Source organism: Lactobacillus sp. (assembly GCF_014803895.1).
On the sequence record NZ_JAAVAU010000016.1, the window covers coordinates 1 to 12,988 of the forward strand.

Below are 12,988 nucleotides of genomic sequence, written 5' to 3' on the forward strand. Positions count from 1 at the left end.
AGTCCTAAAAGGGACTATTTTAACAAAAAGAAGACACAAAAATAGAGCAAGATTTCTAAAAATAGAATTCTTGCTCTTATTTTTTAGTCTAGGAAGCTAGTTTTTTCCCAGACTCTTTGCTTTGTCTACTTAAAAATTCGCTGCCACCAGTGTTTTTTACTGGTCCTACGTGGTTGCACTTGCATTTGCGCTAAAGTACGATGAATAGCCTCAGCTTGTTTCTCTTGATTTTCACGAGTTTTTTCCATGATTTCATCATGCATTTCTTCATCGCTCTTTTGCTTATCAGCCTCAATCTCGGCAGCCATTTCTTCTTTTTTCTTCTCTGCTTCCGTCTTCAACTTAGGCATTGTTGCCTGTACTTCAGATTGAGTCGACTTAGTCAATTGTGGAGCTTGAGTTTCTTGTACAGTTTTAGTAGGTTGACTGAGTTGATGAGAACTATCAATTAATTTTCTATTTTGCTCTTCAACGCGTGCAACTTGTTTTTGCAAATCTTGAATTGCCTTATTTTGGCTGGTAATAGTATTTTGCAAAATCGTTAATAACTTAATTACTTGCTTAGCATCAACCATTGTATTACCTTGATTTGCTTGGCTTGATAAAGTATCAACTATATGGTCAGCCTTTTTACTGTCATTTTGTTTGCCATCTACATTACTAATCGCAAATATTTGTTGAGCTGCTTCTTGTAAAGTTAAATCTTCATCCTTAGCCAAATGTTGAAAAGCTTTTAAATCAGCAATATCTTTCTCACTATATAAGCGAGCTTTTTGCTTAGTTCGTTCATAGTAATCTTTGTTGCCAGTAACCTTTTCAACTAGTAAAGAATACTTTCTTAAAGTTGCTACACTAATATTTAAATCTTCAGCAGCTTGAGCAGGCGCAGCAAGTTCTTCAAAATTGTGGTCGCGTTCCATTTAATCTCTCACTCTTTTATTTGTGTTTATGTAATAGGGTTTTCTTATGATTGTAACGCTCTACTCCTAAATTAATCAAACGTGTAATTAATTCACTATAAGGAATACCAACTTCTTCAAATAGTTTTGGATACATAGAAATATTGGTAAATCCTGGAAGAGCGTTAACTTCAGTTAAAATAATTTCATCATCATCTTTACGACGCATAAAATCAATACGAGACATACCGCTACACTCTGTTGCTTTATATACTTTTAAAGCATTTTTTCGTACTTTTTCAATAATTCCTTCAGGTAAATGTGCAGGAATTTGAAGAGTTGAAGTCGAATTGTCATCATATTTATTTTCATAACTGTAGAAAGAATCTTCAGCATTAGTAATTTGTCCAACACCAGAAACTATTGGCTTATCATTACCTAAAACAGCAGTTTCCACTTCACTACCATGAACAGTTTCTTCAACTAAAACTTTATCATCGTACTTAAAAGCATCTTCTAAAGCAGCTTTATATTCTTCAGCATTCAAAACATGATTTACACCGACAGATGAACCTTGATTAGATGGCTTAACAAATAAATCTTTACCTAATTCCTTAGCAACATAATCATAATCAAGTTTTTCATTATCTTTATTATCATATTCAGGACGTTTGATAGAAATCCATTTAGCTACCTTAACTCCAGCTCTTTGAGCTAAAATTTTAGTCATTTCTTTATCCATAGTTACGGCTGCAGCTAAAACGTCATCCCCAACAAATGGTTTATCAATGACTCTAAATAAGCCTTGAAGTGATCCATCTTCCCCTAAGTTACCATGAACAATTGGGAAGAAAACATCTATTTCTGGACGATCTTCTAATTCTACAATATTAGAAAGATTTGCGACTTTATGAGGATTCTCTACAGTCATTTTAGGATTTTCTAATACCTTATGTGAATCTTCGTCATTAGCAAGATAGCCATCATTGGTAATCCACATTGGATATACATCAAACTTGTTAGTATCGATTGCATTATAAATATTATGGGCTGACATGATAGATACTTCATATTCAGAAGAATTTCCACCAAAAATCAAACCGACTTTTAATTTTTTAGTCATTATTTTTCTCCTTTTAGTCCCTGAATCCTTATTATAAACAATGTAGGCCAAGTGAGTGAATTTTTTTACAAAAAAGTATTAATAAAAATCAATTTTCTACAGAAAAATAGTACAATTGTCTATAATTCAATTTTCTACAGAAAAATAGTACAATTGTCTATAATATAGGTGACAGAGAGGAGACTCACAAATGCACTTTAAGCAAAAAATTATAATAGCATTACTTGGTGTTACACTCGCTGGACCATACGCAATAAGTCCCACTACCCATACCTATGCAGCTACTTTTACTCAAAGCGAAAGTGCTAAAATTAAAAGTATTCAAAAACAATATACTAATTTGCCTAAAACAATATTTGATCAAAATAATATTTATGCCACAGCTCCCCATTTAACTTCTCCTTTTTCTGCAGGAACGTTAAATGATTCATATGTTTCAGACCAACTAGCATATATTAATTTTTATCGTAGTCTCTTTAACTTGCCATCTATCACTAGCAATACTACGGATAACGACAACGCTCAACTTACTGCAAGCGTTATGGCAGCAATTAATGCTGATCCTTTTAAAAACCAACATGGTTTACCAAATGAAAAGAGGCCGAAATATATTAGTAAAGCAAATTGGTCGATTGCTAAAAATGTCTCTGCTAGTTCAAACTTAAATTTTAATGTCTCTGACCAATCAGCTGGAGACGTAATTACAGATCTTCTAACTGACAGTTATAACTTAGATGGTTCTGACACTGGTCACCGTGCTTGGATACTTTCCTCAAGATTAACAACTACAGGTATTGGAGCAGCCTATGGATCTAATGGATACCGTTACTCAGTTCAACAAGTTGCTTATGCAAGTGACAGTTTTAATACAGCTTCAACTTCTACCGTTAGTTACCCATCTTCAGGAATTTTTCCAATAGAATTATTAACAGGAAAAAATATTGCTTGGTCACTTTATTTATCTGACCAAACTGTTCTAGGTAAACCCAAAATTACAATTACCGATTTAGATACTGGTCAAACAGTGAAAGCAACAAAAGTTAAGAACTACTCTAATTTAGGATATGGAAACTTTGCCACAGTTTTAACTTATTTCCCTGGAAATTTAAAATTGACCTCTGGTCATTCATATGCAGTAAAAATCAAGGGTGTTTATAATTATACTTTTAAACTTTTCAACCTTAATAAAGAAAATGAAAGTGTTAGCGAAGCACCCACTAGTAGCACCAGTTCAAATAAAGCTCCGAGCTCAGAGGACTACGATTACAATGTTACTGTTCCCAAAATTAGCAGTAACAATGACTCTTCATCCGCTTCATCCAGTCTAAATATTGATAGCTCTGCCATCAGTGGCAGTGACGATTCTGCTAGCAATTCGAGTGGAACAATTACTTTCAATATTCCTACCCAAACAGAAAGTAACACAAATACCAATAATGCCACTAATTCAGACACTACATCAATTGAAGATGTTATTGATATTCGTCCTGATTTGCTACTAAAAGGAGAAAAGTTACGTGATACTTTATCCTCTAACCGTCAGTTAAATACAAATTTATTTGGTAGATCTTATCAAGATGGTAAATCTTTTTATAACTTAGGATCTAACCAATGGTTTAAAACTTTCTATATTACTTCTAATCCACAGCTCAAAGCAGGTTTAATTAATATAACTCAATCCACTATTGATAAAAATGTTTATTCTAGTCCTTACGATGATTTGAGAAAACCTTCGATTACTCATTTGACTCCGGGTAAGAGTTACCCTTATGGGCAAACAATTACTATTGGAAATACTGTGTGGTATTATTTAGGACCACATCAATGGATAAGACAACCTTTAGGACAAACAAATAATCTAATATAAAAATGCATGGCTTTTACTTGCCATGCATTTTACTTTTAATCTTCAGTTGTTAATTGCCATAAAATTGTACTAATTACAAATAGGATTACACCAACTATTACTAATTCTAGGAATATTCCACTCGCAACTTCTAAGAAATATCCAATGCTGAAAATTAAGCCTTCAACATTGAATATTAGTGGTACAGCCGCTAATAAACCATAAATAATCATAAATAAAGCACCTACCCACATAATTGCTCCCATAATGGCATGTACAATTCCCTTTTTACTGAGTAAAGTAGTCATATTTCTAATTACTGAAAACAGAGATAACAAACACATCATGATTATAAGCGCATTTATTACTACAAATAAAGTTTCAATATTTGCACTTAGAGTTACGGACGATAAATTAAAACCAGTAATAACAGAATAAATTCCTCGATTATTATATTTCTTTAAGTGACTTTTGACAGATTGTGCTTCTTGGGAAGAATTTCCGTCTATCTTTTTTAAAATAACTTGTCGAATTTTTTCAGCTAAACTAGCATTTTCTGCTCTAAACCAATGTATTCCTAAAGTATAATCCACCATAGCATTAGCAATCGGTTTAGTCTGCTTTTCAGTTAAAATATTACTTGTATCACCGTTACGATCAGCACCGATTGTTTCTGCGAAATTATCAAATCTCTCATTTACAAAACGTTCAGCTACTACAGCATTGCTTTCCTTAGCAAGCTGTTTTTTCATAAAATTAGGATTCATAAAAGTTAACAAACTAAACCCTAATGTAATAACTGTAAAAATAATAAAAACTAAAGATCTTTTATTGTGAGCATTTTGAGCTTGATCAATTCGCCGTAATTCACTGCGCGAACCTGCTACCATATGCTAATCCTTTCAATTTTGATTTATGCAAACATTACATCAATAGCTTGAAATACTTCATCAATTTTAAAGTTTTCAGTTAATTGATGGCCTTCTTCTAACGTCTCCTTTACACGCGCATCCGGAAAGTCTAAAAATGTTGTCATAAAGGTTTTAACCATTATATCAGAAATCATTTCAGCATTAACATCAAATTGTTGACGTTTAAGGAATAAGTTAGCCCCTCCACTGACAATAAAAGCCAACCCTGACTTAAGTTGCATATCGTTTCCTAACTCGTCTTTTACGCCTTCTTCAATTAACCAGTTATCTAAAATTTGTCCCCATTTTTCAGTAGAATCAGGATCTTTCAAGATACTCTCTAATACATTTGAAATTCCCTCATCACGCAAACCCATTTCAAGCAAAATATAGATAAATGCTTTCATCTTTGCATAAGTATTAACATTTTTGAATTGCTCAGAATTCAAAATCTGTAGAATCGTGGACATAAAATTAGTAACGATTTCAATAATTAATTTGTTTTTATGGGGATAATACGATTGCAACAGTGACTTAGAGATTCCTGATTTATCAGCAATCATTTGCAAAGACACGTTGTTTATCCCATCTTTACGCAACAAAGTGAACGTATTTCTTAAAATAGTTCTACGGCGTTGCATATTTTTTTGTCTTGCCATAATCGGTCCCCTATCTCTATATTCAATTCTCTTATAAAGTCTATTATAGCAGTATATATACTATCTGAGCATAGGCAAGTAGTTTTATATAATAATTATCTTTATACCAACCATTTTATCTTATTTATTATTTTTCGTAAAAAAACCATATCCTATCCATAAACATGCAATAAAAATCAAAGCAATAATCATTGGAATACGCGTTTCTGGAATAACAAATAAAATCACTAAAATTGCTAAGTAAAAAATAATTGTCAACCAATCAGTCAGTGGCGCACCTGGCATTTGAAATTGACCAAGTTTATTTTTATTTTCCTTACGATATTTTAAATGGCACCACATGATAATTAACCAGACCATAATAAAACTAATCGTTGAAACAGTTGAGATAATATCAAAAATTTTACCTGGCATAATGTAATTCAAAATTACAATGATAAATAAAATTAAAGATGAGAATGTCAATGCTCGATCTGGAACACCATTACGACTTAATCTTCCTAATCGCTTAGGTGCATTGCCACTATATGCTAAAGCATAGAGAGAACGACTTGTACTAAAAATAGCACTATTAGTTGCTGACATTGCAGCTGTTAAAACAACAAAATTTAAAATACCAGCTGCTGCAGGAATTCCTACTGCTGTAAAAACTTGTACAAATGGACTTGAAGTTGTTTTAATTTCATTCCAAGGTTGAACAGACATTATAGCAATCATTGAACCAACATAAAAAAGTCCAATTCTAAGCGGTAAACTGTTGATAGCTTTAGGAAGATCTTTTTCAGGATCCGCTGTTTCACTAGCAGTTAATCCTACGATTTCGATCCCTACAAATGCAAAAACTACCATTTGAAATGACATTAAAAATCCCTTAATACCTTTAGGGAAAAAACCACCATGAGATACAATATTATTTAAAGACACAACATGATCACCAACATGCATTTGCATCATAATCATAATTGCGCCAGCCAAAATCAAGGCCACAATAGCAATGACTTTAATCATGGAGAACCAACTTTCTAATTCTCCAAAAAGTCCAACATTCAAACGATTTATAACCAATAAAATTAAAATAATAACTAAAGGTCCCACCCATTGAGGCAATGATGGGAACCAATACTTCAAATAAATCCCTGTAGCCGTTAAATCAGCCATAGCCAAACTTAACCAACACATCCAATATGTCCAACCTGCTACAAATTCTACTCGATCACCTAAATATTTTTTTATTGAACTAATAAAAGAAGAATGCTCAGGTGAAGATAAAATTAGTTCTCCCAAAGCCCTCATCATGAAGAAAGTTACGACTCCAACAATTAAGTAAGACAAAATAATTGATGGTCCGCTGCTTTTAATTGCACTACCAGATCCTAAAAATAAACCTGTTCCAATCGCTCCTCCAATAGCAATCATCATTACATGTCTACTTTTTAAAGAACGTTGCAATTTATTTTTTTCTTTATCAGCCATTGTTTCACTTCACTTTCTTTCAATAAGTAATGTTTTTAGTATTATATTCGATGGAATAAAATAAAGCAAAAAAACTCTAAACAAAAGGTCGCAGTAAACACATACTACGACCTTCCATAATTTAGTATTAAGAGTCAATCTTAACCATTAATTCTATTTTGTTCATCAAAAATTTGATGGATAGATTTATCGTTGTAAATATAATCAATACCTTTAGCAAGCAAGCGATCTACAGATAAACGAACCATTCTGTCTGGATATTTTTTATGCTTAATAGTATCAGTTACTACAATTTGTTCAATTGGTAATTCATTTAACACTTCAGTCGCATTTTGAGAAAGAAGTGCGTGAGTTGCTGCAACATAAACCTTCTTAGCACCTGCAGCTAAAACAGACTTAGTTGATGAAGAAACTCGGGAACCTGTATCAATTAAGTCATCAACAATAATTACAGTCTTATCCTTAACATCACCAATCATATCATGAACTTCAGTATCATAACGTGCTCCACGTTGGTCAACAATAGCAATTGGAGCATCAAAGTAAGAACCAAAATTACGAGCAAGCTTAGCACCTGAGTGATCAGGAGAAACAATAACAACGTCATCTTCATCCTTACTTGCAATTCCATTATCTAAGAAGTATTGAGCCAAAATTGGCATTGCATGCAAATGATCTACCGGAATATTGTAGAAACCTTGAATTTGAGAAGCATGTAAATCAACTACAATTAAGTCATCAATATCAGTTAACTGAAGCAAGTTAGCAATTAACTTAGCTGTAATTGGTTCACGTGAACGATTCTTTGTATCAGACCGTGAGTAAGCCATATAAGGAATCACTACATTAACAGAGTGTGCTGAGGCTCTGTGTAAGGCATCCAAAACAATCATTAATTCCATAAAGTTTTCATTTACAGGATCTTGGATGGATTGAATTACGTAAACGTCACAGCCTCTAACAGTTTCTGTAATATTAACCTGAATTTCACCATCACTAAAGTGTTGTACAGCAGTTTCAAGCAATGGTGTATCTAATGCACTCGCAATTCTTTCCGCTAAAGCTTGGTTACCACCAAGACCAATCAACTTCATTGGGTGCAGCATTTGATGTAATTCTTCTTTATTCATTATTCCTATCCTTCTTTGAAATTACCTATTCATCTAGTTTAATTATAACTAAAAAACAGTCCAAATAAAAAGACAAGTTAACTGCTTGCCTTCTTTTTTTGAAATTTAATTGATTATTTACAAAATTCCTTAATTAAATCTAGCATCTTTAGACTATGAATTACGTAGCTCGTATGATTTTGACGTGGCATAACAACTAACCGACAATTAGGAAGAATCTCACTGTACCACCTAACATGCTCTATTTTAACCCAGTCCTTCTCCCCAACTACACAAAGAGTGGGCGTGTTAATCTTAGCTAGTCTTTGTGGAGGAATTTTAGTTTCTCTCATGGCAACTCTACTATCTCGATCTCCCTTAAAGAAACGCTTAAAAGTATCTGAAGCAATATGAGTAGCACTAACACCATTACCATTTACATAAGTTCCCGCAATCACTAATTTATCAACTAAATTAGGGTATTTGCTGGCAATCCATAATCCATCTACTCCACCAGCACCATAACCTAAAATATATGGTTTCTCCAAGCCTAACTTTCTTATAAAGGCCACCATATCTTCGACGTCAGTTTGGTAATGTTCACTTGGCTCGCCTCCTGACAAGCCATGGCCACGTAAATCAGGAACGTAGATGGTGTAATACAGGGACAAAGGGGAAATTAATTTATCGAAAACAGCCCCATCTTGATGATGACCATGTAATAAAATTAGAGGATGTCCGTGACCTAGTTTTTGATAGTAAAGTTCGACTCCATTAACAGTTAATTTCATAAAAAATCCTTTATAAGCTAAAAATTAGAGACTAACACCTAAACTTGATAAAATATAGATAATAATACAATCAAGTAAAGGAGATGTGTATAAATGAACAATGAAGCAGTATTCTTCAATCCTGGTGATGCAATTGCCTCCTCACATGATTTCAAAGAAGCTCGCCGTAGTGCACAAATTTTTAAAGCTGAAAAACCAACTTCTAAGCAAATTGTTATTGCTCAAAGTGCAACTAACGGTATCTATGCTATTTATTATGCTGACAGTGCTAGAAATGAAGGTTCACCTTATCACATCAAAGATAAGCTCTAATCTTTAATATTTAAATCATTCAAGGATGCCTTATGAGCACCCTTTTTCTTTAATAGTTTATTCTTACTTTTTTCTGTCATTAGGCTCTTAATAATCTGACTCCAAACACGATAATTAGCTCTAAAATTATCAGGAATTTTCTTAGGATTCAAATCATGAACCATGCTATCAGAACGTTGCCAATAATGATAATAAGGATCTGAATTAAAGTACACGCCATCAGTTAAAGAAACATATTTTACGTTAAAAATTTGATCTTCCATGAAAGCTAAATCTTCTACAAAACGCATTTTATATTTTCTAATCAAGTCTATTTTGTAACCCTTATTCCAAGTATAGCCTTTAACTGGTGATCCAAAGACATTAGTCATTAACATATAAGTTTCACGTTTAGAAAGCAAACCTTTTCCTTTTTTTTCACCTACGGGATGACTTGCAGACCTTTTAGGGGAATCAATCCAAAATCCACATGAAACCATATCAACTTGTGGATACTTCTCAAAAGCGTGCACAAAAAAAGCTGTATAACCTGGATCCACCCAATCATCACCATCATGAAAAGTAAAATATGGTGTATCTACATTATCCATCCCCACATTGCGAGCATCAGAAAGTCCACCGTTCTTTTTATTAATAATTTTAAAAAAGGAAAAGCGTGTACGATAAGACTCTGCTATTTCCCGGGTATTATCTTTTGAGCCATCATTGACTATCAAAAGTTTAAAATTTTTGTCATCTTGCTTAGCCAGAGCTTCTAAAGCACGACCAAGATATTTTTCCATGTTATAAACCGGCATAATAACGGTTAAAAGTGGCTGGCGTAACACGAAATCGTCCTCCTTTTATTTAATAAATTATAGCATCTTCAAACTTATTTAACTAATTTCATTGAAAATTTGGTTTATAATATAGCAATATAGTTTAATTTTTATGAGGATTTTAAAAAATGAAAAAATTAATGACCATAATCAATACGATTATTCTCTGTTCTTTTTTGGGCTTATTTGCTTTTTCAAAAAATCAAGTTAAAGCGGCGGATGATACACCCGTAGTTACACTTGGTGACTCTTTGACTAGTTCTCAAAAACAAGGAACTTTAAAAACTTTAACTGCTCCACTCAACGGTGCTAATTATCAAACAATTACCATTGACGGGAGTGACTTAGTAAAATATTTGAATCCTTCCGGTGACAACTTCACTACTAGTTCCGGAGTTTGGTCTAGTGCAATGATTCAAAAAACTAGTTCTGGCAGTGGTATCAACGTTCATATTTTATCCTATAATGGCAAAGATAATATTACTACTATTACCTCCAATCAATATAAAAATGCAGCCTTAACTGCAGGAATTGAAGATGCAGATATTTATGTGACTTCAGCTGTCCCAATCGATGGTTCAGGTGCTTTAGCAGGTGTTTACGCCGCATATGCAAAAACTGGAGAAAAATTAAATCAAAAACAAATTAATGCTGCTCAAAATGAAATGGGAACTTTAAGTTCTATTACTACAGCAAATAAGAATAAAGATGGTTATTCTGATGCACAATTAAACAATGCTGTTGCTGGCGCCAAAGCTGAAATGGCTAAGCAGGGACAAAATATTTCTAATAGTAAAATTCGTGATATTGTAAACAACCAAATTAATATTAACCACTTAGGCGACACAATCACAAATAATCAGAAACAGCAAATTGTTAATATGTTAGTTGAAATCAAAAATTCAGGTGCTTTAAATAATAAAAATTTCCAACAACAAGCAAGCAAATTAGCAAATCAAATTCAAGCAGGAGCTAAGAATATTTTTTCTAAATTTAATACTCCTGAAACTAGAAATTGGTTCCAAAAGTTAGTTGATTCGATTACGTCTTGGTTTAGAAGTTTGTTTGGTGGCATGATTACTTTAAGATAACTTAATAAAAAAATGAGGCTTAAGCCTCATTTTTTTTAGCTATTATGTCCCGTCAATTTACCCAAACTTTTATCAACGAGGTCATTACCTCTGGTAAAGAAGTTTTTATCCATATTACCATCATGACTATGAATTTTTACAAATTTATAGTCTGAAATTTGCTGGAGCAATTCATCTACCTGCTTCCATTTTGATAAATTTTTAACTTCACCGGTTGAATTTTTCCAACCATTTGCCTTGTAAGAATTGATATTAATTGCCCCGTTGATAGTGTACTCAGAATCAATTCCAAATAAAATCGGTTTATTATTAAAACCAGTATTAATCAATTCTTTTAATGCTTCAATTAAAGCTGTTATTTCCATCACATTATTACTTGCACCAAAATCCTTACCTGCCGGTGCATCAGGATGGCTTAAAAACTTCCCGGTTCCTGTTTCTTGAATAGAATATGACCAAGCAGCCGGATGGTCAGCAATTGAATTATCATTATCAATCGCCCCACCATCAGTAAAAACAGTAATTGGGAACTCTTTTGCTAATTCTGCAATTTCTTCATCACTGTAATCATTTCCTTCTTTTTCAAGTAATAAATTGTTCCCCATATAGGCTTGTGCATCTGCTTTTTTCACAAACTTTTTATATTGGGAACCTGAAAAACCATTAATTTGTTTTTGGGTTTCACTCCAAGTAGTATAAATACCTGGTTTCCTACCTTTTCTTACTGCATAAAATGGCATATTTTTACTCACTTTCTAAAATTACAAAAATGATAGAATAGATTTATACTATTATTTTTTCTAAATATTATAAAGGGGGTATTTTTTGTTTTTCAAACAAAAAAAATATAGCGAGGAAGCTGAGAAAAATCGTAAAAAATCTGATAAACAAAAAGATGAGAGTTTTGCAACGATGGTTACAATTGGCTTGCTTGCTACTTTTCCTCCTACACGATGGTTACTAAGACTTCATAAGCGTAAAATAATTGATCATGTTAACTATGAAAAAAGAAACCCCAATATAACAGAACAAATTCCAATTATTTATATCCATGGCTTTCGCGGTGGCGATTACACAACAAATGTTATGGTTCAACAAGCTGGTAAAGATAAAGGAAACTCCAAATATCTTAAAGTTACTTCAGATTTATTCGGTAATATCAAAATGGAAGGTACATGGACAGGCGATCGCCATCCCATTATTCAATTAGTATTCAAACAACGAGTAGTAGGAATTTATGCTATTTGTTACTATTTACGCTTTACACTAAATTTTTTATCTAAAAAATTTAAATTTAATCAGTATGATGCCGTTGCTCACTCACTTGGCGCTCCTTCATTGATTAAAACGGAAATGCAAACATATTATCGTAAACATTTCCCCCGTTTGCGTAAAGCAGCCTTAATCGCAGGCCCATTTGATGGGGTTATGTATCTGGGGGATATTCCCAATGTTAACCAACTAAATGAAAATGGAAGACCATTATTTATGTCGACGTCTTATATAGGAATGCTTATAAATCGTTACCGTTTTAATCCTGATATTTCAATTTTAAATATCTATGGAAATGTGCTAGATGAAACTAATACTGACCGCTTTATCTCGGTAATTTCTGCAAAATCCATTCGCTATATTCTGGCACCTATTAGTCATACTTTCCAGGAAGTAGAAATCCGCGGACCTATGGCTGAACATAGTATGATGCATGACAATTTAATGGTAATCGATATCATAGATACTTTCTTAGGAATTAAAAAGCATAAGACAGAAAAAAAAAATAAAAATGATGATCCTATTGTATAAGTCTATTTATAATATTACGAGCTGGTGAAAACTTGGTAATTCATTGCCGAGATGAAACCAGCTTTTGCAGTGATTTTCTATTTTAGTATATTTTTGAATTTGCTATAATTTTTGCGACGAGGAGGTGAAAAAATGTTAGCTGGAATTAAATTA

Annotated in this window: 13 protein-coding genes; 4 read left to right on the plus strand and 9 right to left on the minus strand. The window is 32.9% G+C overall.

Annotated features, from left to right (window positions below):
* Window positions 1-125: 125 nt before the first annotated feature.
* Both HDR40_RS05495 and HDR40_RS05500 read right to left on the minus strand, forming a co-directional pair.
* A complete protein-coding gene (locus HDR40_RS05495) occupies window positions 126-920 on the minus strand; it encodes a MerR family transcriptional regulator (RefSeq protein ID WP_290627323.1) in 795 nt (264 codons plus the stop codon).
* A gap of 16 nt (window positions 921-936) precedes the next feature.
* Window positions 937-2,022 (minus strand): D-alanine--D-alanine ligase family protein, encoded by a 1,086-nt coding sequence (locus HDR40_RS05500; protein ID WP_290627324.1) that lies wholly within the window; start codon window positions 2,020-2,022, stop codon window positions 937-939.
* A 190-nt stretch (window positions 2,023-2,212) separates the two neighbouring features.
* On the opposite strand from HDR40_RS05500, the gene HDR40_RS05505 reads away from it, so the two are divergent.
* On the plus strand, window positions 2,213-3,889 hold the full coding sequence (locus HDR40_RS05505; RefSeq protein WP_290627326.1) for a CAP domain-containing protein: 1,677 nt from the start codon (window positions 2,213-2,215) through the stop codon (window positions 3,887-3,889).
* A 35-nt stretch (window positions 3,890-3,924) separates the two neighbouring features.
* Here the strand turns inward: HDR40_RS05505 and HDR40_RS05510 are convergent, their stop codons facing one another.
* The 5 genes from HDR40_RS05510 to HDR40_RS05530 all read right to left on the minus strand — a co-directional run bounded on the left by HDR40_RS05510 (window position 3,925) and on the right by HDR40_RS05530 (window position 8,811).
* On the minus strand, window positions 3,925-4,758 hold the full coding sequence (locus HDR40_RS05510) for a hypothetical protein (RefSeq protein WP_290627328.1): 834 nt from the start codon (window positions 4,756-4,758) through the stop codon (window positions 3,925-3,927).
* Between the two features lie 23 nt (window positions 4,759-4,781).
* Window positions 4,782-5,438, minus strand: a complete 657-nt coding sequence (locus HDR40_RS05515; RefSeq protein ID WP_290627330.1) for a TetR/AcrR family transcriptional regulator — start codon at window positions 5,436-5,438, stop codon at window positions 4,782-4,784.
* Between the two features lie 120 nt (window positions 5,439-5,558).
* The gene (locus tag HDR40_RS05520) at window positions 5,559-6,911 is read right to left on the minus strand and encodes an amino acid permease (protein ID WP_290627332.1); all 1,353 of its coding nucleotides are present in this window, start codon (window positions 6,909-6,911) and stop codon (window positions 5,559-5,561) included.
* Between the two features lie 140 nt (window positions 6,912-7,051).
* Window positions 7,052-8,041, minus strand: coding sequence for a ribose-phosphate diphosphokinase (locus tag HDR40_RS05525; RefSeq protein ID WP_290627334.1), 990 nt, complete (start codon window positions 8,039-8,041; stop codon window positions 7,052-7,054).
* 113 nt (window positions 8,042-8,154) lie between these two features.
* Window positions 8,155-8,811, minus strand: coding sequence for an alpha/beta hydrolase (locus tag HDR40_RS05530; protein WP_290627336.1), 657 nt, complete (start codon window positions 8,809-8,811; stop codon window positions 8,155-8,157).
* Window positions 8,812-8,904: 93 nt separating this feature from the next.
* Between HDR40_RS05530 and HDR40_RS05535 the strand changes: the two genes are divergently transcribed.
* Window positions 8,905-9,123, plus strand: a complete 219-nt coding sequence (locus HDR40_RS05535; protein ID WP_290627338.1) for a hypothetical protein — start codon at window positions 8,905-8,907, stop codon at window positions 9,121-9,123.
* Here HDR40_RS05535 and HDR40_RS05540 read toward each other — a convergent pair.
* A complete protein-coding gene (locus tag HDR40_RS05540) occupies window positions 9,120-9,950 on the minus strand; it encodes a glycosyltransferase family A protein (RefSeq protein ID WP_290627340.1) in 831 nt (276 codons plus the stop codon). The genes HDR40_RS05535 and HDR40_RS05540 overlap by 4 nt on opposite strands.
* A gap of 119 nt (window positions 9,951-10,069) precedes the next feature.
* On the opposite strand from HDR40_RS05540, the gene HDR40_RS05545 reads away from it, so the two are divergent.
* Window positions 10,070-11,032: a DUF1002 domain-containing protein gene (locus HDR40_RS05545; RefSeq protein WP_290627342.1), complete on the plus strand. Its 963-nt coding sequence runs from the start codon at window positions 10,070-10,072 to the stop codon at window positions 11,030-11,032.
* 35 nt (window positions 11,033-11,067) lie between these two features.
* On the opposite strand, the gene HDR40_RS05550 is transcribed toward HDR40_RS05545, so the two are convergent.
* Entirely contained in the window at window positions 11,068-11,772 is a 705-nt protein-coding gene (locus tag HDR40_RS05550) for a ribonuclease H family protein (RefSeq protein ID WP_290627344.1), read from the minus strand.
* An 85-nt stretch (window positions 11,773-11,857) separates the two neighbouring features.
* Between HDR40_RS05550 and HDR40_RS05555 the strand changes: the two genes are divergently transcribed.
* The gene (locus HDR40_RS05555) at window positions 11,858-12,835 is read left to right on the plus strand and encodes an alpha/beta hydrolase (protein WP_290627346.1); all 978 of its coding nucleotides are present in this window, start codon (window positions 11,858-11,860) and stop codon (window positions 12,833-12,835) included.
* Window positions 12,836-12,988 lie beyond the last annotated feature (153 nt).